The 23,672-nt window shown below is 70.0% G+C and carries 18 protein-coding genes and 1 pseudogene; 12 read left to right on the top strand and 7 right to left on the bottom strand.

Going from position 1 to position 23,672, the window contains the following annotated elements:
• The 6 genes from nuoL (at position 1) to KZ829_RS28710 (ending at position 8,132) form a co-directional block, all read left to right on the top strand.
• Positions 1-1,923, top strand: a complete 1,923-nt coding sequence (nuoL, locus tag KZ829_RS28735) for an NADH-quinone oxidoreductase subunit L (RefSeq protein WP_220147035.1) — start codon at positions 1-3, stop codon at positions 1,921-1,923.
• A complete protein-coding gene (locus KZ829_RS28730; RefSeq protein WP_220147034.1) occupies positions 1,920-3,458 on the top strand; it encodes an NADH-quinone oxidoreductase subunit M in 1,539 nt (512 codons plus the stop codon). The genes nuoL and KZ829_RS28730 overlap by 4 nt, the downstream gene beginning before the upstream one ends.
• A 2-nt stretch (positions 3,459-3,460) precedes the next feature.
• The gene (nuoN, locus tag KZ829_RS28725; RefSeq protein ID WP_220147033.1) at positions 3,461-4,993 is read left to right on the top strand and encodes an NADH-quinone oxidoreductase subunit NuoN; all 1,533 of its coding nucleotides are present in this window, start codon (positions 3,461-3,463) and stop codon (positions 4,991-4,993) included.
• A gap of 383 nt (positions 4,994-5,376) precedes the next feature.
• Positions 5,377-6,336: a polyprenyl synthetase family protein gene (locus KZ829_RS28720; RefSeq protein ID WP_183226004.1), complete on the top strand. Its 960-nt coding sequence runs from the start codon at positions 5,377-5,379 to the stop codon at positions 6,334-6,336.
• A gap of 217 nt (positions 6,337-6,553) precedes the next feature.
• Positions 6,554-7,348 carry an IclR family transcriptional regulator gene (locus KZ829_RS28715; RefSeq protein WP_220147032.1) on the top strand — a complete coding sequence of 265 codons (795 nt, stop codon included), beginning with the start codon at positions 6,554-6,556 and terminating at the stop codon, positions 7,346-7,348.
• 127 nt (positions 7,349-7,475) lie between these two features.
• Positions 7,476-8,132 carry an anti-sigma factor family protein gene (locus KZ829_RS28710; RefSeq protein WP_220147031.1) on the top strand — a complete coding sequence of 219 codons (657 nt, stop codon included), beginning with the start codon at positions 7,476-7,478 and terminating at the stop codon, positions 8,130-8,132.
• A 29-nt stretch (positions 8,133-8,161) separates the two neighbouring features.
• Here KZ829_RS28710 and rarD read toward each other — a convergent pair whose 3' ends face one another.
• From rarD to KZ829_RS28695, 3 genes are all read right to left on the bottom strand, one after another.
• Complete coding sequence (gene rarD, locus KZ829_RS28705; protein ID WP_220147030.1) at positions 8,162-9,097, bottom strand: EamA family transporter RarD; 936 nt, start codon at positions 9,095-9,097, stop codon at positions 8,162-8,164.
• A 92-nt stretch (positions 9,098-9,189) separates the two neighbouring features.
• On the bottom strand, positions 9,190-9,567 hold the full coding sequence (locus KZ829_RS28700; protein WP_188120707.1) for a phage holin family protein: 378 nt from the start codon (positions 9,565-9,567) through the stop codon (positions 9,190-9,192).
• Between the two features lie 80 nt (positions 9,568-9,647).
• Entirely contained in the window at positions 9,648-11,417 is a 1,770-nt protein-coding gene (locus KZ829_RS28695) for a type VII secretion protein EccE (protein ID WP_220147029.1), read from the bottom strand.
• Between the two features lie 285 nt (positions 11,418-11,702).
• Between KZ829_RS28695 and KZ829_RS28690 the strand changes: the two genes are divergently transcribed.
• The 5 genes and pseudogenes from KZ829_RS28690 to KZ829_RS28670 all read left to right on the top strand — a co-directional run bounded on the left by KZ829_RS28690 (position 11,703) and on the right by KZ829_RS28670 (position 16,224).
• Positions 11,703-12,020 carry a WXG100 family type VII secretion target gene (locus KZ829_RS28690; protein ID WP_183225896.1) on the top strand — a complete coding sequence of 106 codons (318 nt, stop codon included), beginning with the start codon at positions 11,703-11,705 and terminating at the stop codon, positions 12,018-12,020.
• A gap of 17 nt (positions 12,021-12,037) precedes the next feature.
• The gene (locus KZ829_RS28685) at positions 12,038-12,331 is read left to right on the top strand and encodes a WXG100 family type VII secretion target (protein ID WP_220147028.1); all 294 of its coding nucleotides are present in this window, start codon (positions 12,038-12,040) and stop codon (positions 12,329-12,331) included.
• A 237-nt stretch (positions 12,332-12,568) separates the two neighbouring features.
• Positions 12,569-12,982, top strand: a pseudogene (locus tag KZ829_RS45035) (SseB family protein); the annotation flags it as partial.
• A 504-nt stretch (positions 12,983-13,486) separates the two neighbouring features.
• Complete coding sequence (locus KZ829_RS28675; RefSeq protein ID WP_220147124.1) at positions 13,487-15,862, top strand: SseB family protein; 2,376 nt, start codon at positions 13,487-13,489, stop codon at positions 15,860-15,862.
• Positions 15,859-16,224 carry a UCP033725 family protein gene (locus KZ829_RS28670; RefSeq protein WP_220147027.1) on the top strand — a complete coding sequence of 122 codons (366 nt, stop codon included), beginning with the start codon at positions 15,859-15,861 and terminating at the stop codon, positions 16,222-16,224. The genes KZ829_RS28675 and KZ829_RS28670 overlap by 4 nt, the downstream gene beginning before the upstream one ends.
• Before the next feature lie 281 nt (positions 16,225-16,505).
• Here KZ829_RS28670 and KZ829_RS28665 read toward each other — a convergent pair whose 3' ends face one another.
• The 4 genes from KZ829_RS28665 to acs all read right to left on the bottom strand — a co-directional run bounded on the left by KZ829_RS28665 (position 16,506) and on the right by acs (position 22,709).
• On the bottom strand, positions 16,506-17,432 hold the full coding sequence (locus KZ829_RS28665) for an alpha/beta fold hydrolase (RefSeq protein ID WP_220147026.1): 927 nt from the start codon (positions 17,430-17,432) through the stop codon (positions 16,506-16,508).
• Between the two features lie 66 nt (positions 17,433-17,498).
• On the bottom strand, positions 17,499-17,759 hold the full coding sequence (locus tag KZ829_RS43360) for a hypothetical protein (protein WP_246636408.1): 261 nt from the start codon (positions 17,757-17,759) through the stop codon (positions 17,499-17,501).
• 320 nt (positions 17,760-18,079) lie between these two features.
• Positions 18,080-20,437, bottom strand: coding sequence for an immune inhibitor A domain-containing protein (locus KZ829_RS28655; protein ID WP_220147024.1), 2,358 nt, complete (start codon positions 20,435-20,437; stop codon positions 18,080-18,082).
• A 286-nt stretch (positions 20,438-20,723) separates the two neighbouring features.
• The gene (gene acs, locus KZ829_RS28650; RefSeq protein WP_220147023.1) at positions 20,724-22,709 is read right to left on the bottom strand and encodes an acetate--CoA ligase; all 1,986 of its coding nucleotides are present in this window, start codon (positions 22,707-22,709) and stop codon (positions 20,724-20,726) included.
• Positions 22,710-22,922: 213 nt separating this feature from the next.
• Here acs and KZ829_RS28645 point away from each other — a divergent pair, with 213 nt between their 5' ends.
• Complete coding sequence (locus tag KZ829_RS28645; protein WP_308285700.1) at positions 22,923-23,654, top strand: Fic family protein; 732 nt, start codon at positions 22,923-22,925, stop codon at positions 23,652-23,654.
• The last annotated feature ends 18 nt before the right edge of the window (positions 23,655-23,672 follow it).

Raw genomic sequence — 23,672 nt, 5'->3', positions numbered from 1 at the left:
GTGGAAATCACTTACGCCCCGGCGACGGGAGTGCTGAGCAACATCTGGTTGCTCGTGGCGATCCCGCTGGCCAGCGCGGCGATCCTGCTGCTGCTCGGCAAGCGGGCCGACAAATGGGGCCATTGGCTCGGCGTCGCCTCGGTGGCGGCCTCGTTCGTACTCGGGCTTATCTTCTTTGTGAGTCTGTCCGGGCTGGAGGCCTCGCAGAGGTCGGCTGAGCTCAGCCTCTGGGACTTCATCGTGGTCGGCCGGCTGAACGTCGACTTCGGCCTGCTCTTCGATCCGCTGGCCGGCGTCTTCGTCCTGCTGATCACCGGTGTCGGCTCGCTGATCCACCTGTACGCGGTCGGGTACATGGAGCACGACCCCGGCCGGCGGAAGTTCTTCGCCTACTTCAACCTCTTCGTCTCGGCGATGTTGCTGCTGGTCCTGGGCAACAACTACGTGATGCTGTACTTCGGCTGGGAGGGCGTCGGTCTGGCGTCCTACCTGCTGATCTCGTTCTGGTACACCCGGCCGTCGGCGGCCACCGCCGGCAAGAAGGCGTTCCTGATGAACCGGGTCGGCGACGCCGGCCTGGCGATCGGCATCTTCCTGATGTTCACCGAGCTGGGCAGCACCCAGTACGAGGACGTCTTCAACGGTGTCGACTCGCTGGCCGCCGGAACCATCCTGGTCATGGGAATTTTGCTGCTGCTGGGCGCCTGCGGCAAGTCCGGCCAGTTCCCGTTGCAGGCCTGGCTCCCGGACGCGATGGAGGGCCCGACCCCGGTCTCCGCGCTCATCCACGCGGCGACCATGGTCACCGCCGGCGTCTACCTGATCGCCCGGTCCAACCCGATCTTCTCGGCGAACACCACGCTCCAGTTGGTCGTGGTGAGCGTCGGCGCGCTGACCCTGCTGATCGGCTGTGTCATCGGTGCGGCCAAGGACGACATCAAACGCGTCCTGGCCTGGTCGACGGTCAGCCAGATCGGCTACATGTTCCTCGGCGTCGGGCTCGGCGGCGGGGCGTACGCGCTGGCCATCGTGCACCTGCTGGCGCACGGCTTCTTCAAGGCCAACATGTTCCTCGGCGCCGGCTCGGTCATGCACGGGATGCACGACCAGGTCGACATCCGGCGGTTCGGTGGCCTGGCGAAGCACATGAAGATCACCTGGCTGACCTTCGGCACCGGCTGGCTCGCGATCATCGGCATCCCGCCGCTGTCCGGCTACTTCTCCAAGGAGCCGATCATCGCGGCCGCCTTCGAGCGTGAGGTCGTCTGGGAGGCCTGGGTCTTCGGGATGGCCGCGCTGATCGGCGCCGGCCTGACCGCGTTCTACATGACCCGGCTCTTCGTGCTGACCTTCCACGGCCCGGCCCGCTGGACCGAGGACAACCAGCACCCGCACGAGTCGCCGGCGATCATGACGATCCCGCTGATCCTGCTGGCGATCGGCTCGGTCGGCGCCGGTTTCCTGATGAGCACCAGCGTGCCGGACTGGCTGAACCCGGTCTTCGGCGAGCACGGTGCGGAGGCGCACGGCGTCCTCTCGCACACCGTGATCACCGCACTGTCGCTGGTCGTCACGATCATCGGGGCGGGCCTGGCCTGGGCGCTCTTCCGCCGGGGCACGGCCCTCGAACCGCAGCCGGCCGGGGTCCTGGTCACCGCGGCGCGGCGCAACCTCTACACGGACGCGTTCAACGAGGCGGTCTTCGAGCGGCCCGGCATCTACCTCACCCGGGCGCTCGTCTACCTCGACGGCAAGGGCATCGACGGCCTGGTCAACGGCCTCGCGGCCGCGGTCGGCGGTGGGTCCGGCAGGCTGCGCCGGCTCCAGACCGGATTCGTTCGTTCGTACGCGCTGTCCATGCTCACCGGCGCGATGCTGGTGGTCGGCGCCTTCCTCGCGATCCAGCTGGGGTGGTTGGCGTGAAAGATTTCCCGTTCCTGTCCATCCTGACGTTCCTGCCACTGGTGGGCGCGGCGGTGGTGGCCTTCATTCCGCGTACGAAAGCGGAGCTCGCCAAGATCGTGGCGCTGGGCTGGTCGCTGGCCGTCCTGGTGCTGAGCGCCGTCATGTGGGGCGCGTTCACGATCGGCGGCGACCGGTTCCAGTTCCGTGAGTCGTACGCCTGGATCCCGTCCTGGGACGCCCGGCTCACCTTCGCGGCCGACGGCATCGCGCTCGTCATGCTGTTGCTGATCGCGATCCTGTTCCCGGTCGTGATCCTGGCGAGCTGGCACGACGTCGACCAGAGCACCCGGTCGGCGCCGGCCTACTTCGCGCTGTTGCTGGCCTTCGAGTTCACCATGATCGGGGTGTTCGCCGCGGCGGACGTGTTCCTGTTCTACGTGTTCTTCGAGATCATGCTGATCCCGATGTACTTCATCATCGGCTCGTTCGGCAGTGGCCAGAAGCAGTACGCGGCCGTCAAGTTCTTCCTCTACAGCCTGGTCGGCGGCCTCTTCATGCTGGCCTCGGTGATCGGGCTGTGGGCGCTCGGCGGGCACACGTTCGACTTCGCCGAGCTGGTGAAGGGCACCGCCCAGATCGACCAGAACACCGCGCGGTGGCTGTTCCTCGGCTTCTTCGTGGCGTTCGCGATCAAGGCGCCGTTCTTCCCGTTCCACACCTGGCTGCCGGACTCCGGTGGGGCCGCCCCGGCCGGCGCCGCGGCGCTGCTGGTCGGCGTGATGGACAAGGTCGGTACGTTCGGCATCCTGCGCTACTGCCTCTCGCTCTTCCCGGAGGCGTCGCGCTGGTTCGCACCGGCCGCCATGGTCCTCGCGGTGATCGGCATCATCTACGCGGCGCTGCTCGCGGTCGGGCAGAACGACCTGAAGCGGCTCGTGTCGTACACGTCGATCGCCCACTTCGGCTTCATCGGCATCGGCATCTTCGCCTTCACCACGCAGGCCGGGACCGGCGCGGTGCTCTACATGGTCAACCACGGTCTGGCCACCGGCCTGCTGTTCATCGTGGTCGGCATGTTCGTGGCCCGGCGCGGCTCGGCGCTGGTCAGCGACTTCGGTGGGGCCGGGAAGCTGGTGCCGGTGCTGGCCGGGGTGCTGTTCTTCGCCGGTCTGGCGTCGCTGGCGCTGCCCGGCACGGCCCCGTTCGTCAGTGAGTTCCTGGTGCTGATCGGCACGTTCAGCACCCACAAGGGGTACGCCGTGGTGGCGACCCTCGGGATCGTGCTGGCCGCGGCGTACGTGCTGTGGATGATCCAGCGGACCACCCAGGGCACGCTCAACCCGGCGCTCACCGAGGTGCCGGCCATGTCGAAGGACCTCACCCTGCGGGAGAAGGCGGTCGTGGCGCCGCTGATCCTGCTCCTGCTGGTGCTCGGCTTCTACCCGAAGCCGGTCACCGACGTGATCAACCCCGCGGTGCAGGCGACGATGCAGGACGTCGGCGCGAATGACCCGGTCCCCGCGGTGGAGGCCGGCGGAAAGGTGGGCGGCTGACCATGGAATCCCTACAACTGCCCCCGATCGACTACGGGGCACTGCTGCCCATGCTGATCCTCTTCGGGGCGGCCTGCCTCGGCGTCGTCGCCGAGGTGGTGATCCCGCAGCGGGCGCGCAACGCCGTACAGCTGGGTCTTGCTCTTCTCGCCGTGGTCGCGGCCCTGGCCGCGGTGGTGTGGCAGCGCGGCACCCGGACCGTCACCATCGGCGGCGCGGTCGCCGTCGACGGGCCGACCCTGTTCCTCCAGGGCTCGATCCTGGTGCTCGGCGGGGTGTCGCTGATGCTGATCGGTGAGCGCTCGATCGAGAAGGGCGGAGCGTTCGTCTCGCAGGCCGCGGTCACCGTCGGCTCGCAGAAGGACCTCCAGCAGGCCGGTGGCCGCCCCGGCGCCACCGAGGTGTACCCGCTCACCGTCTTCGCGCTCGGCGGCATGCTCCTGTTCGTCGCGGCGAACGACCTGCTCACCATGTTCGTGGCGCTGGAGGTCTTCTCGCTGCCGCTCTACCTGCTGTGCGCGCTCGCCCGGCGGCGGCGCCTGCTCAGCCAGGAGGCGGCGCTCAAGTACTTCCTGCTCGGCTCGTACGCCTCGGCGTTCTTCCTGTTCGGCGTGGCCTTCGTCTACGGCTACGCGGGCGGGATCCAGCTCGACGTGGTGCACGAGGCGGTCGCCAACCCGCAGCGCAGCGAGGTGCTGCTCTACGTGGGCCTGGCGATGGTCGCGATCGGCCTGCTCTTCAAGGCGGCGCTGGCCCCGTTCCATGTCTGGACGCCGGACGTCTACCAGGGCGCGCCCACACCGGTCACCGCGTTCATGGCGGCCTGCACCAAGGTCGCCGCGTTCGGGGCCCTGCTGCGGATCCTCTACGTGGCGTTCGAGGGGGTGCGCTGGAGCTTCCAGCCGATCCTCGGGACGATCGCGGTGCTCACCATGTTCATCGGCGCGATCCTGGCGGTCACCCAGACCGACCTCAAGCGCCTGCTGGCCTACTCGTCGATCGCGAACGCCGGCTACCTGATGGTGGGTGTGCTCGCGCTCAACGAGGAGGGCCTCAGCGGCACGATGTTCTACCTGGTGGCGTACGGCTTCTCGGTGCTCGCGGCGTTCGCGATCATCAGCCTGGTGCGCGACGCGGACGGCGAGGCCACCCACCTGTCCCGGTGGGCCGGCATCGGCCGGAAGAGCCCGTTGCTGGCCGGTGTCTTCACCTTCATCCTGCTCACCTTCGCGGGCATTCCGCTGACCAGCGGCTTCACCAGCAAGTTCGCGGTCTTCGGGGCGGCCGTCGAGGGCGGTCAGACCTGGCTCGTCATCTTCGGCGTGATCACCAGCATGCTGCTGGCCTTCCCGTACCTGCGGGTGGTCGTGCTGATGTGGCTGTCCGAGCCGGGCGAGTCGGCGCCGACCGTGTCGATCCCGGGCTTCCTCACCTCGGCGGTGCTGGGGATCGGCGTGATCGTGACGGTGGCCCTGGGCGTGGTGCCCGCGCCGCTGATCGATCTCACCCGGGAAGCGTCCGAGTTCGTGCGCTGAAAATGATCAGTACGCGAGAGCCCCGGCCGGCGGTCGGGGCTCTCGCTCTTTCTCCGGCCCCACGACGCCGTCCTGAAAGATCCAGGACGGATTCTGGTACGGGGGGAGCCGCCCCACGTCCCGGATGAGATCCACATGCGGCCCACCGGCGAGCTGGGCCCTCGGGAAGTGGCTCCCGGGGGTCGTGACCGACTTCAATCGCCTGCCTACCGGGGGCGCCGCGTCGCCCGTACCCGTGCTGTCGGATTTTTGATCTTGTCGCGTGCCACCCTGGGACAGAAACCGGATGGACGGTATGGCATCGTGAAAGCGTGGTGAGCACCGGTGATCCGACCCCGCGCGAAACGGCGCTGTCATCGCTGGGCCTCGACGTCGATCCCGCGATGGACGAGTCGGTGTCGGCGACTTTGGCCGCTGTGGAGGAGGCGCTGCGGGTCCACGTGACCAGCGCCGATCCGTTGGTGGCCGAGGCGGCCCGGCATCTGGCCGATGCCGGCGGCAAGCGGTTCCGGCCGCTGCTGGTCGCGTTGGGGGCGCAGTTCGGCGACCCGGCGTCGCCCGAGGTCGTGGCCGCGGCCAACGTGGTGGAGCTGACCCACCTCGCGACGCTGTACCACGACGACGTGATGGACGAGGCGGCCGTGCGCCGGGGCGCGTCCAGCGCGAACGCGCGCTGGGGCAACTCGGTGGCGATCCTGGTCGGTGACTACCTCTTCGCCCAGGCCGCGGATCTGGCGGCCAGCCTCGGCACCGAGGCGGTGCACCTGCAGGCGCAGACGTTCGCCCGCCTGGTGCACGGGCAGATCGCCGAGACGGTGGGGCCGCGCGGCACCGACCCGATCGAGCACCACCTGTTCGTCATCACCGAGAAGACGGCGTCCCTGATCGCCACCGCGGCCCGGTTCGGCGGGCTGTTCTCCGGAGCGCGGCCGGAGCATGTGGAGGCCCTCGCCGGGTACGGGCACGCCATCGGGATCGCATTCCAGCTCTCCGACGACCTGCTCGACATCGCCAGCGAGTCCGTCCAGTCCGGTAAGACGCCCGGCACCGACCTGCGTGAGGGCATCCCGACCCTCCCCGTGCTGTACGCACTGGCCGGTGACGACACCGACGCGTCGGCGGTCCGGCTGCGTGAGCTGCTGGCGGCCGGCCCGATCACCGACGACACGCTGCACGCCGAGGCGCTGTCCCTGCTGCGGGAGTCGGCGGCGATGAAGCGGGCGCGGGAGACGGTCCGCAGTTACGCCGAGGAGGCCCGGACCCAGCTCGCTCCGCTGCCCGATGGGGCGCCGAAGCGGGCCATGGAGTCGCTCTGCGACTTCATCGCCGACCGTACCGGCTGATCTCCATATTTCGCTGTTTTCGCTTGCCAGCCGGCGCCGCTTCGTTGCGGCGCCGGCTTTTTGCTGGTGGAAGCGGTTCGACGGGCCGGGCTATCCGGATGCGGACAGTTCCATTGATCGCACCCACTGTGAAGATCGATCGTGATCCACACGCATTTGGCATTCCGTAGAAGCACGATTCTTCATATGGTGTAAGTCCCTGGTTTCGGAGGTAGCTGTGCGTGACCCCCTAGCGGAGCCGTCAGATCTCATCCGGAGCGTTTCGCGCGCCCTGCGCGTGCTGGAGTCGGTGGGACGAGCTCCACGAGGGCTGACCGTGAAACAGATAGCCCGCAGGTGCGAGCTGACCGTCGCGACGACGTACCACCTCGTGCGGACACTGGCCTACGAGGGCTACGTGATCCGGCGCGAGGACGGCACCTACATCGTCGGCCTCGAGATCGCTGATCGATATCGGGAGCTGGTCTCCGCCTTCCGTGGGCCGCCCGCGGTCGGTGAGGCGCTGCGCCGCGCGGCCGTCGACAGTGGATACAGCCACTATCTCGGGCGGTTCGTGGGCGGGCGGATAGCCGTCACGGCGTCGGCCGAGGGCGCCCGATCCCCCTTCATGGACGACGTGGCCCCCGGCTTCGACGAGGGCGGCCATGCCACCGCGCTCGGCAAGGCCCTTCTCGCCACGCTCACCCCCGACCAACGGTCGCGATACCTGCGCGACTACGGGATGCGGGCCTTCACCCCGGCGACCCTCACCACACCCGAGGCGCTGGAGGCCGACCTGGCCGCCGGCGAGCGGCGCGGCATGCAGATCGAGATGGGTCAGTTCCGGCAGGGCCTCGCGTCCGCCGCCGTCGTCGTCGTGGCCGACCGGGACATGGAGCGCCGTCTCGTCCTCGCCTGCTCCATGCCCGCCGCCGAGATGCTGACCTCGGCCCGCGTGGTGCGGGCCAAGCTCACCGTCGCCGCCCGCAACGTGGCCGAAGCGCTGTCCGGAGGGGAGTCCGCAACCGCCTGAACGAGCGATAGCTCTCCGAATTCGGGCCGCCACGGCTTGAGGTGGGGGTTTAAGGCTGCGTTGAACCTTCGCGCCCGAAACCGCGTACCACAAACCGGGAACAGTGACCCGGTGGGAGGCGGTACGGATGCGATGCGAGGACGGGCACGACGACGCCGCCTATGTCCTCGGTGCGCTGTCTCCGATTGAACGGGCCGCGTATGAGCGCCACCTGGCGACATGCTCGTTCTGCCGGGAAGCGGTGGCCGATCTTGCCCAGGTGCCGGACATGCTCGACCGGCTCGACGCGGAGGACTTCGCGCGCCTCCTCGACCCCGGTCTGTCGGCGCCCTCCCGTCCGGCGGCACCCCGAGTGCGGGCCCTTCCCCGGCGACTTCTCAGCACCGCGGTCGCGCTGGTTCTCGTGCTGATGATCGGAGGCGGGCTGGCGTTCTGGGGACTGCGGGACTCACCGGCCGACACGCCGCCACCGGGGCCGGCCATCGCCATGACGCCCGTCGACGACGTCACGCCGATCACCGCCACGGTCCGGATCACCAGCACGCCCAGCGGGAGCCGGGTGGAGATGGAGTGCTCCTACAGCAAGACGGCCAAGCCGTATACGTTCCGGCTCATCGCGTACGGGCCGGACGAGCAGACCGAGCAGCTCGGGTCGTGGCTGGCGCAGCCGGGAGCGGAGTTCTCGATGCCGGCGGCCACGCACTTCGCCCAGGGCAGCCTGGCACGGTTGGAACTGGTCCGGTACGACGGCAAGGTGATGCTGGCGTACGAGCCGCCTCGGTGATTCGCGGTCTCTGTCTCTCGCTGTGCGGGTCAGCGGGCGGGCAGGGCTTCGAGGGTTGGCTCGGCCGCGGCGGCCGCGCGGTTGCGGGCCGCGGTCCGGGCGCTGCGGATGCCGTCCACGGTGAAGACGATCAGCGCGAGCCAGACCAGCCCGAACCCGGCGAGCCGGGCCGCCGGCATCGGCTCGTGGTAGATCAGCAGGCCGACGGCGAGCTGCAGGATCGGCGCCACGTACTGGAGGATGCCGAGCCCGACCAACGGCACCCGGTTCGCCGCCGCGGCGAACAACAGCAGGGGGACCGCGGTGGCCACTCCGGAGAGCATCATCAGCACCGTGTGAGTGACCGACACGTGCCCGAAGTCCGCGCTCCCGGACAGGTTGAGCCAGGTCAGGTACGCCAGCGCGGGCAGCGCCAGAACGCCCGACTCGACGAACGCGCCCTCCGCGGGCGGTAGCGACATGCGCTTCTTGATCAGGCCGTAGCAGCCGAACGAGACGGCCAGGGTGAGCGCGATGTACGGCAGCCGCCCATAGTCCAGCGTCAGGATGGCCACCGCCAGCACACCGATCCCGACGGCCACCCATTGCAGGGCCCGGAGCCGCTCCCGCAGCACGGTGACGCCGAGCAGGACGACCAGCAGCGGGGTGATGAAGTAGCCGAGTGCCGTCTCCACGACCCGGGACGAGTTCACACCGTAGATGTAGGTGCCCCAGTTGACCGCGAGCAGTATCGCGGCCAGGGTGATCCCGCCGAGCAGGCGGGGCGTGCGCAGCAGGCGGGACAGGAAGCGCCAGTTACGCATCGCGGAGAGCAGCAGCGCCACGAAGACGACCGACCACAGCACCCGGTGGGCGAGGATCTCCAGCGGCGGGGCCGGGCGGAGCAGCTTGAAGTAGATGGGGAAGAAACCCCACATCGTGTACGCCGTGAGGCCGTACAGATATCCACGCCGCTCGTCGCTCATCCCCCCACGGTAAGGGCAGGGGGATTCGGCGGTCCTTGCGTATGAACCAGGTCACGAGGCCAATCCGGCACTCGCGGCCTGGTCGTCCGGGCTCAGTCGTCGCCGTCCGGAACCAGCATGTTGAGGACCCAGCTCACGACACCGACGAGCAGCGCGCCGAGGATCGCGGCGATCACCCCGTCGACGTGGAAGCCCAGTTCCAGCTTGCCCGCGATCCAGCTGGTGAGCAGGAGCAGCAGACCGTTGACGAGAATCGCGACCAGGCCGAGCGTGAGGACGTAGAACCCGCAGCCGATGGTCTTGATGATCGGCCGCAGGATCGCGTTGATCAGACCGAAGATCACGGCGACGGCGAGCAGCGTGCCCGCCTTGCTCGTGGCGGTATCGGCCGTCAGTTGGATGCCGTCGATCACCAGGGTCGCGATCCACAGCGAAACGGCGGTGATCACCAGCCGAATGAGGATGCCCATGGCGTGCGATGGTGCCATGTGTGATCCACTCGTGGAAACGACAACCCGGGATCTTTTCGAGATCTATGCCCGCGAGGGTGTCACCCGACGGGCTGATTTCGCGCCGGTGGCCCGATCAGGGACTGCTCGATCGGCGTCTGTGACAGGGTGGCCCATCGGACCGCCCGCCGGTTCACCACGGCGATCATGTCGGCCCGCATCCGGGTGAGGTACGGCGTGGTGTCACCGAGCCCGAGCGCCCCACCGAGCAGCGTCGCCTCGGCCGGGAGCAGCGGCTGGAGCACCACCACGTCGGCCTCGGTGGCGTGTGGCACGTCCGCCGTCCCGAATTCGTCCCGGAACACCAGCGTGGTCTGCCAGCCCCCCTCCCGGGACGGCTCCCGGCCGGCCGTCGTCGCGCCGGTGTCGAGGATGGTGAGCACCGGATGCCGCACCGACCCGGCCGGAGCCTCGAACGGGCTGCCGGGAGGAAGAATCGTGATCGACTCGCCGGGCACGGCCGCGCCCCGGGCGAACGGCTCCCAGTCGTGCGGCCTGGTCGTCCGGACCTGCACCCGGGCGCCGGTCGCCATGGCCCGGAACGCGAGCATCTGCGCGCCGCCCAGCCCGCCCACCAGCAGCGCCCGGGTCGGCTCCGGCCGGAACAGCCGGACCAGCACCGGGCCGCCGTGCCGGTTTCGCCCCACCATCAGACCGGCCGGGCTGATCGGCACCTCCGGGACACCGAAGGCCGGCCCGTCCGGCGCCGGACCGCCGAGAGGCAGCGTCGCGGCCAGACCGGGCAGATGAGCGCCGTCCCACCGGCGGATCCGGATCCGCTCGGCGGCGAGCAGCGTGCGCAGCGCCCGGCTCGCCGCCTCCAGACTCGGGGCGTCCGGAGCGGCGAGCCGGACGAACAGGGCGGTCGCCGTCAAAGCCACCGTCGTCGCCGCGGCGGGCAGATGCAGGATGCGGGTGATCAGCGCGCCGGGCAGATCGCGGCCGGCCGCCGGCCGGCAGTGGAACGTCGCCTGGAGCAGCCCGCCGAGCCGCAGCCCGGCCCAGCTCTCCTGGGCGGGGCCGGGACCGCCGGAGGCGTCGGTGTTCGCCAGGTCGGCGATCGCCCGGAGGGCCGCCACCTCGCCCAGCGGCCGGGCCGCGCCGAGCCGGCGGGTCACCCGCCGGGTGATGCCGGCCAGACTGCGGTGCAGCTCCTCCTCCGACCAGCCGCCGGCCCGCGAGACACGCAGCGCGAGCACCGCGCGGAGATGGCCGAGCGAGCTGCCCTCGGCAAGAGTCCGGTACGAGCTCTGTGGTGGGCCGGTGCCGGACCCCGCGGTCGGCGCCGAGACGGCGCTCAGCACGAGCTGAACCCGGACACCCGGCTGGTCCTTGCCAGCGGCGCCGTCGCGCCCGGTGGCCTGCAGCACCGTCGCGAACGACGGGACGGGTGACGCCTCGTCGGCCGGGTCACCGAGCTCGATCATGACGGTGAGGCCGGCGTCGTCGGCGAGCGCCGCCGCCTGCTCACCCGGTAGATCCAGCGTCGTCGGCCGGACCCGCGGAGCCGCATAGCCCAGCAGCGCGGTGGTGCCGTCGATCGGGGCGCTCCGCCGGCGCCCGGCGAACCGGATCAGGACACCCAGCCACTGGAATGCCCATCGGCCGCGCAGGCGCAGCCAGGTCAGCGCCAGCAGGGCGGCCGAGGCGGCCACCGCGGGCACCATCGCGATCCCGCCGATGGCGAACCCGGTCAGCAGCAGAACCACCGCCACCTGGGTGATCACGATCTGCTCCGTGCTCGCGCCGAGCCCGCGCCGCCGGGGGCGGACCAGGGACTCGGTCATCGGGACCGCGACATCGATGCTCACGAGCCGCCCCTCTCCGTCGTCGGTCGTTCCTCCACGGTCATGCGCGGCCCATATCGTAGGGCAGCGTGCGGCCGGACCCGGGGTTCGTCCACAGGGCCGGAAACGATCACAGAGTTATCCACAGGTTCGTCACCAGGACTGCCGTCTCTCGCTCCGGGCCGCTAACGTCGTCGCCGATGTCGTTCGCGGCGGGCCCCGGTCCAGGCCGCGACCGGCTAGCCTAGTGGCCCACGTCGATGAAGCGTTGGTCCGAATCGGATTTCTGAACGGGAGGGGTGACGTCCGATGGCGCAGACGCAAGCCGAAGCCGCGGTGATGGCGAGTACCGCCACCAAGTTCGACGACACGAACGCCGCGCTGCAGAGCATGCTGAGCACGCTGATGTCCGAGTTGTCGGTTCTCAGTAGTTCCTGGAAGGGCATGGGCGCGAACGCGTTCGAGCACGTCAAGCAGCAGTACGCGACGGACTTGAACAGCCTCAACAACGCGCTCGCCGAGACCGCCGAGGCGATTCGCTCGTCCGGCACCAGTTACGACGCGGCCGACAGCGATGCCGCTTCCCGGGTCAGCCAGACCGGCGGCACGTTCACTCTGCCGCTCTGATCGATCGGAGGAATCCCATGAATGACGGTCTTCTGCTCGTCAACTTCGGCGCGCTCCAGCAGGCCGGCGCCGACATCGAGAAGGCGCTGAACACGCTGCGGTCGAACCTCGACCAGCTCGAGCGCGACGCGGGCCCGCTGGTCCAGACCTGGGAGGGTTCGGCCCAGGAGGCGTACGCGGAGCGTCAAGCCAAGTGGCGGCAGGCCTCCGAGGACCTGTCGCACATCCTGCGGCACATCAAGGGCGCCGTGGACCACTCGTGCAACGACTACCTCGACACCGAGCGGTCGGCGACCCAGCGGTTCCAGTGAGCTGTCGGGGTCGCCCATTCGCGTAATGGTCTACCCCGCTCTCGCGGTTACCATCGGTTGTTGAATGATCGCGTCAGGTGATCAATGAGCGCCTGTGAGGCGTGGGTGATCTCGTCCCCGGCGTGCCGATGTTGCGACCTACCTGTCAGCACACCGCCGCCCATTGTGATTGTGGCCTGACCTTGTAGGTTATACGCGTTGAGTTGGCTCGTTGGCACGCGTGGGGAGAGGGTGGACGTGTCCGAGTGGGAACCGGCTACGGACGCCGAGGTTGCGATGCGCGATGCGTTGCGCACCGACGACCAGGAGTCCTACTTCCGCATTCTCGCCGGTGTCGACCTGTTGTTACCGGTCTCCGCCGACGTACTGGCCGGCCTCGCGCCGCTCGGCTGGGGCACCTGGAGCACCGGCGGCCGCACCCATGTGCTGGCGTTCACGTCGAATGCGGCGTTGCGGGCCTGTCTCGCCGACTACGCCGGTTCGGCGCGGCGGGTGCCGTATTCCGAGTTGGCCAACACCTGGCCCAACCTCGAGTGGTGGCTGGCGGTCAACCCCGGCCTGCCGATCGAGGGCTACCTGCCGGCCTGGTTCGTGGCCCAGCTCGCTCGCGGTGACCTGCGGCTGCCCACCCGGGGGCCCGGGCGTGAGGCGCACACCACCTCGAAGATCCAGGAGCTCGGCGCGGCGGCGCTGGCGGCGAGCCGGGCCGGGGAGAGCGCGGCCGGTGGGCCGACCTATGACCAGGCGCCGGCCGCCGCGGCGCCGGGCGCCCCGCCGGTGGGCGCCATCGGCGGTGCACAGCCTCCGGTCGGGCCGGGTGGCCTGCCGGTGCGGACGCCCAGCGGGACCGCGTCCAGCGGCCTGCCGGTGCGCGCGCCGGCGGCGACGACCGCTCCGGCCACTCCCGCTGCCTACCAGTCGCCGGTCCCGCCCACTCCCGCGGGCTACCAGCCGCCGGCTCCGCCCGCGTCCGCCGGTTACCCGCCTCCGGCCGCCTACGAGGCTCCGCCCGCGCCAGCGGCCTACCCGGTGCCCCCGGTTTCGGGCGCACCGCAGAGCCCGGTCGGCCCGGGGTCCGTTCCGCCCGGTCTCGCGCCGGCGTCGGCGGTTCCGTCCTCCGGGATTCCGTCCGGTCGGAGCGCTTCCGGGTCGGGCATGGCCACGCCCGGGTGGGAGCGGCCCGGCATGCCGTTCAGCCCCGAGGAGGACCCGCGCGGGCCGCTCCAGGACCTGCGCGCGCCGCTGCCGACGCGCACCCCGATGGCCAACACGCCGCCGGTGCCCGAGCACGTCGCGCCGTATGACCCGGCTGAGGCGCAGATCAACCCGAGCTGGGCCGGGAACACCGGCGCCCGCCCGGCGAGCGGCCCGCCCAGCGGCACCCTCCCGGCGAGTGCGCCGCCCGCCGGCGCCCCGCCCGCGGGTGCTCCGTTCAGCAGCGCCCCGCCCTCAGCTGACCCGTTCAGCAGCGCTCCGCCCGCGGGTGCTCCGTTCGGCGGCGCGCCGTCGTCGGGCTCACCGATCGGGGGTGCCGCTCTGCCGCGGCGCCAGCCTGGGCAGTCTTCCGGCGGCGGTTCCATGTCGAGCATGGCCGGGTTCGTCCCTTCCTCGACGAATGTGAGCAACGCCGGTCGGCCGGCGCCCGCGATTCGTCCCGCCTCTCCCGCGGGCGGTCCCGCTCCGGCATCGCCGGCGCCCGGATTCGGTCCTACCGGCTCTGCCGGGCCTGTTCCGGGTTCACCCGCCCCCGATTTCGGTTCTGCCCCGTCCGTCGCCGGCCCCGTTCCGGGCTCACCCGCGCCTGGGTTCGGCCCGGGTTCGCCGGGGTCCGGGTTCGGTCCGGGTTCGCCGGGGTCCGGCTTCGGCCCGGGTTCGGCCGGTGGCGGCTCCGTCCCGGCCGCCGGCCCGCAGCCGGTCAGCCCCTCCGTCCCGGCGTCGTCCGCACCGGGTCTCGGTGGCCCCGATCTCGCTGGTCCGGGAGCCGATGGTCCGGGAGCGGGAAGCCCGGGGCCCGGTGGCCTGCCGCGCCGCCAGGTCACTCCGCCGTCCGAGCGTCCGGCCTCGATGGCCGCCGCCGCACAGGCGCTCGGCGTGAACCGTGCTCCGGCGACCGAACCGCCCGCCCCGGCGGCGTGGGACCGCGCGGCCCCGCCGCCGTCCACGGACCGTTTCGGCCCCTCCGGGCCGCCGCCCTCGATCGCACCGGCGCTGCCCGTCGCGCCGAGCCCCGAGGAGCATCCCGCGGCCACGACCAAGACGAACCTGATTCCACCGGTGATCCCGGGCGCCGCGGGTGCCGACCGGGCCTACTCGGCCCCGTCCGGGTCCGGGTTCGACCGGCCCGGTCAGGGTTCCGCCGTTCCGGCCGCGTCCGTCGGTTACCCGGCGACGGCGCCCAGTCCGATCGCCTACGGTCTGCCGCCGCAGGGCAGCCCGGCCTCCGCCTACGCGACGCAGACCTTCGCGACGCAGGCGCTGCCCGTGTCGACCGCCGGCTATACCCCGTCCGGGGCCTCCAACCTGGGTGTCGCGGGTTCGTCGACCGGGGCACGCGGGCCGGCCGCCGCCGAGTTCGTCCCGGCCAACGATGTCGAGCGCGAGTTGCAGGATGCCGCGGACACCGGCAACACCGACGTCTTCCTGTCGACGCTGCTGCTCGCCAAGGTCCTGGTGCCGGTCGCCAGCCACTCCCGTCCGGGCAGCGCGCCCGGCGAGTCCGGCTTCGCCTTCCTGCCGGAGGAGGTGGAGGGCGAGCGTTACCTCATCGTCTTCACCAGCAAGGACCGCCTCTCCGAGCACTTCGGCGAGCCGACCCGTACGGTCGGGGTCCGCTTCTACGAGCTGATCCGGAACTGGCCCGACCCGGCCTGGTCGTTCGCCGTGAACCCGGGCACGCCGGTCGGGGCGAAGTATCCGGGCGCCCAGATCATCGCGCTGGCCAACTGGGCCACCGAGGCCGGTCTCGGCGCCGAGCCCGCCGAGAGCCCGGTCACCGAGACGCCGACCACTCCGGTGCCGGCTCCGGAGCCGGCCAGCGACGAGGCGCAGCAGGCCACCGTCATGCAGAAGACGATCTCCGCCGAGCAGGTCGACTACTACCTGGACCGGGGTTACGACCGGGTGGCCGGGTTCGTGCACCGGGCCTCCGAGGTCGAGCACCTGAGCACTCCGGGGGAGTTGTTCGGCGCGCTGGGGCTGTACTACGAGGCGTCCCCGTTCCAACCGGACGCCAAGGAGGCGTTCGTGCTGCGCTGGCCGGCGTACCGGCCCAGCCTGTACCGGATTCCGTACGGCGGGCAGAACGAGCAGGCGCTGCGTGCCATGGACGGCTGGGTGATCGAGCGGCCCCCGTTCCGCGGCAACGGGTTCGCGCCCGGTGAGGGCCGTGACGTCATCGCCGAGTTCAAGGTGGACAGTGTCCGGCTGCCGCACGGCGCACAGCTGTGGCGCGTCGATGCGGACGGCAATGAGCGGATGATCGCGATCTTCGACATGGACGGCCCGCTGTGGCGCCGGGTGGGTGAGCAGTGATGCGCGACGGCTACGTGGTCTCCTGGCAGGGGCAGGAGTTCGACGCGGCGCCCGACGGCGACCGGGTCCGGATCTACAGCACCACAGCGCTCGACGGTTTCGAGGAGATCCGGCCGGGCCGGTTCGTCCGTGTCCTGGATCCGGACGAGTACGACGAGATGTCCTACGTCCGGACCCTCTGCACCTGGCGGGGTGAGCCGTTCATCGTGCTGGCCGAGGCCGACAACTGGCTGCGCCTGGAGTACACCGGTGGCCGCGCCCCGGTGGCCCGCCAGCTCGGGCTCGAGGAGTTCGACTACGGCGTCTACCAGGGCTGGGCTCCGGCCGGCGAGGTTCGCGACCGCTACGAGCACCGCATCTGACCCGGCGCAGGGCCGAGACACAGAAGTTGGCAAGGGCTCCCCGCCTCGGAGGCGGGGAGCCCTTGTCCGTTCCGATGCCCGTGACCGGCGAGGAGAGAAAGGGGATTGGTCGCCGGGCATCGGTCGGGACGGTGGGGGACTGCGTCGTTCTGCCGGGCGCGGCTACGTTGAGTGGCATGTCTGGGAGCGGTGCCACCGTTCCCACGACCGTGACACTAAGCCAGGCGGAGCGGTCTTGACCGGTCCACTAAAGATCACTTAAGGCGAGCCTAAGGGGCTGCTCAGGATGGGGTCTTGAGCCAGCGCAGGATCTCGCCGGTGACCATGTCCGGCGTCTCCTGATGGAGGAAGTGCCCGGCCTCCGGAATCAGCCGCCACTCGTACGGAGCGGTTACATAGCGTCCCGAACCCTGTGCGGTGCGGGGCAGCACCGCCGTGTCCAGCTCGCCGTGCAGTTGCAGGGTCGGCACACTCGACGGCCGCTGCATGAGCTTCACGAACCGGTAGCCCTGGAGCCGCAGAGCGCTGCGCGCCACCCACCGGTACGCCTCCAGCGCGCAGAACGACGCCTGCGGGATCTGCATCGCCTCCCGGCAGCGGGCCGTGTACTCCGCGAACTCCGGTGAGGCCGCGAACCGCGGGCTGGACCACTGGGTCATCAGCTCGCCGACCAGGGCGGCGTTGTCGCGGGTCAGCACGTGCTCGAAGCGCGGCACCTGGAATCGCAGGACGGTCGCCGACGCGGAGAGCTGGCCCCGCGGGTCGGCGAAGAGGGCGGCCCGCAACCGCAGCGGATGCGCCGCGCCGAGCACCACGAGCCGGTTGACCAGTTTCGGGTGGAACGAGGCGGCCGCCCAGCCGATCATGCCGCCGGCGCCCGCGCCGACCACGGTGGCCGACCGTTCGCCGAGAGCCCGGATCAGGCCGGTGACGTCGGCGGCCATGGTGTAGCCGTCGTACCCCCGGGGTGGTTTGTCGCTCGCGCCGTAACCACGCAGATCGATGGCGGCGGCCCGGAAGCCCGCGTCCGCGACGCGGACCATGATGTCGTGCCAGGCCCACCAGAACTCGGGGAAGCCGTGCAGGAAGAGCACGAGCGGGCCGGTGCCGACCTCAGCGACATGGAACCGGCTGCCGTTCGCGCCGACGAACCGGTGCTTCCACGGTCCTTCCGTCAGCACGCACGACTCGTCCACCCGACCGCCCATCCTGTCAGCCTATGCGCCGCTGTCACGCATGATGCCGGGCAGTGCGGAAATCAAGCCACACCGTGATCATTTGATCCGTTCCACCTCGGTCATCGCCATCAGGGTGCCCGGACCGCAGTAGATGCGCAGCATGGTGGTCTCCAGGCGCGCATTGATCCGGTCGCCCTTGGCCAGTTCGACGCCCGCGGTGGAGTAGAGCGCGTACCGCTGGCCGTCGTCGGCGATCATGCCGTAACACGGACCTTTACCCCCACGGGTGACCATTCCGGCCAGCCAGCCGGTGCTCGGCTGCGGATCGGTGGGCTCCTTCGGCGGCTTCTTCGTCAACGTGATCGTCGGCAGAGGCTCCGTAGACGACGGTGCTTCCGGCGACGGTGCTTCCGACGGCGGTGCTTCCGATGGTGTCGGCGCCGTCGAGGACGAGGAGGACGCCGGCGGAGTGCCTAGGGACGGGGGCGAGGCGCAGCCGGCGACGATCGCCACGGCCGTCAAAGCCAGACCGATCCGGTACGGAGGACGAGCGCGCATGACTGAATCCTTCCCGGGTGAGGCGTCGAAGGTAGGACGAATCGCCGGGGCCATCGGTTCCCGAACGTGGAACGGCGCCCGGGCCGTGTCGACCCGGGCGCCGCGTGTTGCCGTGCGAATCAGAAGACGGCGACCGTCATGGACGTGCCGACCTGGCTCAGCACCGCGATCTTGACGCCGACCGCGGGGAGCTTGACGCCGTGGTTCGGCAGCTCCTCGTAGTAGTACTTGTCCTTGTCGTTGAAGACCGGGTTGCCGGGCAGCGGCTTGATCACCGACTCCACGCCGTTGAGGTGCAGCTTCATCCCGTCGGTCGGGTAGAAGCCGAACGGCGCGTCGTACACCTGGACCCGCGACCGCCACGGAACCCCGTTCGGGTTCAGGAACGGCTTCGGGTGGGCGTCGATGTAGAGGTTGCGGCCCGAACCGTGGTGCTCGTTGGTGTTGTTGTCCACCTGCGAGGTGTCCCAGTACGAGATGAGCAGGCCCTGCTGGTAGTTGTAGTGCTCCACCCAGTCCGGCTTCGTGTTCTGGAAGCCGAAGTTGTACGGCCCGGTCGCCAGGTACTTGTCGTAGGACGTGTAGCTGCGGTAGCCGGCGATGTAGTAGTTCGGGTAGCTCTGGGTGACGGAGGCGCCCACGATCGTGAACCCATCGAGCGTCCAGGTCGAGGTGGCCTCGGCGCCCTCGGTGCTGAGCACGGCGCCGTCGGCGGTGACGGTCAGCTCGTCACCGAAGAAGCCACCCTCCGAGACGCCACCGTCGGTCACGTACCGCAGCCGGAAGTCGAACTTCTTGCCGGCGTACGCGTCCAGCGGAACGGTGATGTCGACCCAGGCGTCCTTGGTCGTGCCGCTGATCGCCGGAGCACCCGCGCCGTCCTTGACGAAGGGCGCGCCCGCGGCCGTACCGTCGAGCTTCGTCCAGGTCGCGCCGCCGTCGGTGGAGGCCTCGGCGTAGAGGTAGTCGTAGTCCAGCTCGATCGCGTAGCGGCCCTTGACGTTGAAGCTCGCGGTCGTCTTGCCGGTCAGGTCGATCGGCGTGGACAGCGAGACGTTCAGGTCGTCGGCGTTGCCGGAGAAGAACTGCTTGGATCCGGTGTACGGAGCCCCGAGGTTGGTGGTGACCGGCTTGTCCGGCAGGTTCACCACGACGGCCTGCTTCTTCTTGGTGTTGTACTCCTCCGGGCCCAGGTTGACGACCTTCTTGGCGCCGGCCTTGACGGTCTCGTAGTTGAGCCAGTTCAGCTGGAGCTTGTTCCACGCGCCGAGGTCGCCGGGGCGGGTGCCGATGCCCTGGTCGTTCTTGGCGCTGAGACGGCTCTGCGCCATCAGCGTCCAGTGCTCGCTGTTGTTGTCGCCGCGCCCGCTGGTGTCGTAGTCGTCCGGCAGACCGAGGTCGTGCGCGTACTCGTGGACGAAGACGCTCAGGCCACCGTTCTCCGGCTGGATGGTGTAGTCACCGACCCACAGGCCACTCGTGCCGACCTGGGTGCCACCCAGCTTGTTGAAGTCCGGGCCGGTCGCCCCGGCGCTGCTGGAGTAGGCGTACCAGCGGTGGCTCCAGACCGCGTCCTCGCCCTGCTGCGGGTCGCCGTCGGCCTGGTCGCCGCCGGAGTGGACGATCTGGAAGTGGTCCAGGTAGCCGTCGGACTCGTTGAAGTTGCCGTCGCCGTCGAAGTCGTACCGGTCGTAGACGTCGTACTCCTTGAGCGCGGCGTTGATCTCGGCCTCGGTCTTGCCGGCCGCCTTCTGGTCCGCGTACCACTGGTTCACGCCGTCCCGGACCAGCGCCCACACGTTGGTGCAGTTGCTGCTCTCGCAGACGGCCGGGTCGTCGCCGTTGGCGTCGATCGGGTTGTCGTTCGACCGGCCGTAGCGGGCCTCGTTGTAGGGCACCTTGACCCAGTCGGAGACCTGTCCGTCGACGCTGTAGCGGCCGGACGACTGGCTCTCGAAGTAGGTCTTGACCGACTCGACGTCCTTGCCGGTGCCGAAGTACAGCTTCCGGAAGTAGTCCGGCGCGTAGTCCGCCTGCCAGACCGTGGAGTTGTCCACCGACCGGTCCGGAGCCGGGATGGCGTTGTGCAGCGGGCCCTCGAAGGTCGACGGGCCGGCGTACTGCGTCGTCGTGTCCTGGTCCGGGTACGACGGATGCCGCGTGTTGCCGAACTCGGTCAGGATCACGAAGATCTTGTCGGTCTGCTCACGGCCCAGTTCCACGTACTGGTTCTTGCCGGGGTGACCGAAGCCCCCGTTGCCGTAGGTCCGGCCCAGATTGACGACCTTGCTGCCGTTTCGGGTCTCGACCTTGGCCTCACCGCTGATCACCTCGGAGACTGCCTGCTCGCGCAACGCGCGGCGCTTCTCCTCAAGGGGGTTGGGCAGGTCATGGTCATCGACGTGGGCCGCCTCGCCGGCCGCTGACGACGGGACTGGATCCGAGGGGGGTGCCGCTGCGACCATCGTCGGTGCCATCGCCCCGACACTGGTCACGACCACGGCGCCAAGCAGCCCTGCGACCACCTTGCGCACTACGTTTACCTCCGTTTTCGATGCCGCGCTCCGGGTGTGGAGTCCGGCGTGAAACGGTCCCGGGGTTCGGGACTCAGGTGAACGTATGCAAACGAGCCGATGTTCGGGGAACTGAAAGCATATTGATGACCAACGGTTATCCAGTATGACCTTGCCATACTGTCAATACCGGCATAAAAGACATAGAGGCTGGCAGCGCAGACGCGCTACCAGCCTCTATGGACTGTCGTCAGTCCTCCGATTTGGCCGTCTGGAGACCTGAGGAGATCAGGTCCATGACGGCCGAGTCCTGGAGCGTGGTCACGTCGCCGAGCGACCGGTTCTCCGCCACGTCCCGAAGCAGCCGCCGCATGATCTTGCCGGAGCGGGTCTTCGGGAGCTCCGGAACCAGCATGATCTGACGCGGCTTGGCGATCGGGCCGAGCGTCTTGGCCACGTGGTCGCGCAGGTCCTTGATCAGGGCCTCACCGGCGTCACCCGAGGTGTCGACATTGCCGCGCGGGATGGTGAACGCGACGATCGCCTGCCCGGTCGTCGCGTCGGCCGCGCCGACCACCGCGGCCTCGGCCACCGCCGGGTGCGACACCAGCGCCGACTCCACCTCGGTGGTGGAGATGTTGTGCCCGGAGACCAGCATGACGTCGTCGACCCGGCCGAGCAGCCAGAGCGCGCCGTCCTCGTCCCTCTTCGCGCCGTCACCGGCGAAGTAGATCCACTCGTCGCCGCTGCCCGCGCCGGCGCCGAAACGGGACCAGTACGTGTCCAGGAACCGCTGGTCGTCGCCCCAGATCGTGCGCAGCATCGACGGCCACGGGTCACGCAGCACCAGGAAGCCGCCGCCACCGTCCGGCACCGACCGCGCCTCGTCGTCGACCACGTCGGCGCTGATGCCCGGCAGCGCGGTCATCGCCGAACCCGGCTTCGCGGCGGTCACCCCGGGCAGCGGGGAGATCATGATGGCGCCGGTCTCGGTCTGCCACCAGGTGTCCACGATCGGGGTGCGCTCCCGGCCCACGTGCTGCCGGTACCAGATCCACGCCTCCGGGTTGATCGGCTCACCCACGCTGCCGAGGACCCGCAGGGACGACAGGTCGTACTTGGCGGGGATGTCGTCGCCCCACTTCATCATGGTGCGGATCAGCGTCGGCGCGGTGTAGAGGATCGACACCTTGTACTTGTCGACGATCTGCCAGAACCGGCCGCGGTCCGGGGTGTCCGGCGTGCCCTCGTACATCACCTGGGTCGCGCCGTTGGAGAGCGGGCCGTAGACGATGTACGAGTGCCCGGTCACCCAGCCGATGTCGGCGGTGCACCAGTAGACGTCGGTCTCCGGCTTCAGGTCGAAGACCGCGTGATGCGTGTACGAAGCCTGAGTCAGGTAGCCGCCGGTGGTGTGCAGGATGCCCTTCGGCTTACCGGTGGTGCCCGAGGTGTAGAGGATGAAGAGCGGGTGCTCCGAGTCGAACGCCTGCGCCTTGTGCTCCGGGCTGGCCTGCTCGACCGTCTCGTGCCACCACCTGTCCTTGTCCGTCCAGGCGACCTCCTGGCCGGTCCGGCGGACCACCAGCACGTGTTCGATGCGGTCGGTCCGGGCCACCGCCTCGTCCACGGTCGGCTTGAGCGCGGACGGCTTGCCACGGCGGTAACCACCGTCGGCGGTGATCACGACCTTGGCGTCGGCGTCCTCGATCCGGGTGGCCAGCGCGTCCACCGAGAAGCCGCCGAACACCACACTGTGGGTGGCGCCGATCCGGGCGCAGGCGAGCATCGCGACCGCGGCCTCCGGGATCATCGGCAGGTAGATCATCACCCGGTCGCCGGCGGTCACACCGAGACCCGTGAGCGTGTTGGCCGCCTGGCTGACCAGCTTCTGGAGGTCGGCGTAGGTGACCGTGCGGGTGTCGCCGGGCTCGCCCTCCCAGTGGATCGCGACCTTGTCGCCGTTGCCGGCCTCGACGTGCCGGTCCACGCAGTTGTAGGCGATGTTCAGCTCGCCGCCGACGAACCACTTGGCGAACGGCGGGTTCGACCAGTCCAGGATCTGGTCCCACGGCTTCGTCCACGCGAGCCGCCCGGCCTGCTCGGCCCAGAAGGCCAGCCGGTCGGCGGCGGCCACCTCGTACGCGTCGGCCTTGACGTTCGCGTTCGCCGCAAGGTCGGCGGGCGGCGGGAACTGCCGCGTCTCCGAGGACAGGTTCTCCAATGTCTCACTCATGAGGGCGGCTCCTCTGCCGTGACCGGGGTCTCTCTCTCGTTGCACACTAGTTGCGCCGGAGGATCCCGCGAAGTTTTGCGCCGCAGCCCGCGCCCGGTGGTGTCGTGCGCGCGCTGACTGGCGGATTGATGCTCACTACTGCGCGAATCTTGCCATTTCCAAGCTTGTTTGTGCACCCCGTGTTTCCGTCCTTTTACCGGTTACCGTGTTCAGGTGGATCCACTAGCACCCCTGCTCGACCTCGCCGACGTGGCGCCCGCCTTCGCGAGCGCGCGGGACGCCGTCGACGCCGCCCACCGCCATCGAGCCCTGCGCAAGCACGGCGGCCAGGTCGCCGCGGAGGCCAGCCTGCGTGCCGCGGTCGCCAGCGCCGCGCTCGAGGGCAGCCGTTTCGACCTCGAAGACGTGCGTGGCGGCACCGTCACAGATCCGGTCGTGCAGGGCGCGCTCCGGGTCGCCGAGGCGCTGCCCGGCCTGGTCGACCTCTGGCCCCGCGCGCCCCGTCAGGTGCTGGCCAAGCTGCACGTGCTCGCCGCCCGGGGTGTCGTCCACGACCACGACCTCGGCCGGCTCACCTCCGGCGCCGAGCGGATCGACGCGCTCGCCGGGCTGGTCGCCGGGAACGAGACCACCCCGCCCATGCTGCTCGCCGCCGTGGTGCACGCCGAACTGATCACCCTGCGCCCGTTCGCCGGGCCGGCCGGCGTCGTGGCCCGGGCCGCCGCCCGCCTCACCCTGATCGGCCGGGGCTTCGACCCCCGCGGCCTGGTCACGGCCGAGGTGGGTCACCTTTCCCGAGAGCCGGAGTACGTGGGATCGGCCGGCGCCTACGCCACCGGCACCACCGACGGGGTGCGGTCCTGGCTGCGCCACTACGCCGCGGCGATCACGGCCGGGGCCGAGGAGATCGCCGTCATCGGAGACGGTGTGCTGGCCGCGGTCTGACCGGCGGCATACTTCCTA

Origin of the sequence: Actinoplanes hulinensis, assembly GCF_019429605.1 — a bacterium.
GTDB classification, from domain to species: Bacteria; Actinomycetota; Actinomycetes; order Mycobacteriales; family Micromonosporaceae; genus Actinoplanes; species Actinoplanes campanulatus.
The sequence above is the reverse complement of the archived record's forward strand: the minus strand, read 5'-3'. Positions and strand labels throughout refer to the sequence as shown.

Bases quoted from the DNA above. Each gene is read 5' to 3' on its own strand.
- KZ829_RS28690 (WP_183225896.1), top strand. From the start codon at position 11,703: ATGGCGCAGACGCAAGCCGAAGCCGCGGTGATGGCGAGTACCGCCACC.
- KZ829_RS28675 (WP_220147124.1), top strand. From the start codon at position 13,487: ATGGCCACGCCCGGGTGGGAGCGGCCCGGCATGCCGTTCAGCCCCGAG.
- KZ829_RS28655 (WP_220147024.1), bottom strand. From the start codon at position 20,437: ATGGCACCGACGATGGTCGCAGCGGCACCCCCCTCGGATCCAGTCCCG.
- KZ829_RS28700 (WP_188120707.1), bottom strand. From the start codon at position 9,567: ATGGGCATCCTCATTCGGCTGGTGATCACCGCCGTTTCGCTGTGGATC.
- rarD (WP_220147030.1), bottom strand. From the start codon at position 9,097: ATGAGCGACGAGCGGCGTGGATATCTGTACGGCCTCACGGCGTACACG.
- KZ829_RS28685 (WP_220147028.1), top strand. From the start codon at position 12,038: ATGAATGACGGTCTTCTGCTCGTCAACTTCGGCGCGCTCCAGCAGGCC.
- acs (WP_220147023.1), bottom strand. From the start codon at position 22,709: ATGAGTGAGACATTGGAGAACCTGTCCTCGGAGACGCGGCAGTTCCCG.
- KZ829_RS28665 (WP_220147026.1), bottom strand. From the start codon at position 17,432: ATGGGCGGTCGGGTGGACGAGTCGTGCGTGCTGACGGAAGGACCGTGG.
- KZ829_RS28710 (WP_220147031.1), top strand. From the start codon at position 7,476: ATGCGATGCGAGGACGGGCACGACGACGCCGCCTATGTCCTCGGTGCG.
- KZ829_RS28720 (WP_183226004.1), top strand. From the start codon at position 5,377: ATGGACGAGTCGGTGTCGGCGACTTTGGCCGCTGTGGAGGAGGCGCTG.
- nuoN (WP_220147033.1), top strand. From the start codon at position 3,461: ATGGAATCCCTACAACTGCCCCCGATCGACTACGGGGCACTGCTGCCC.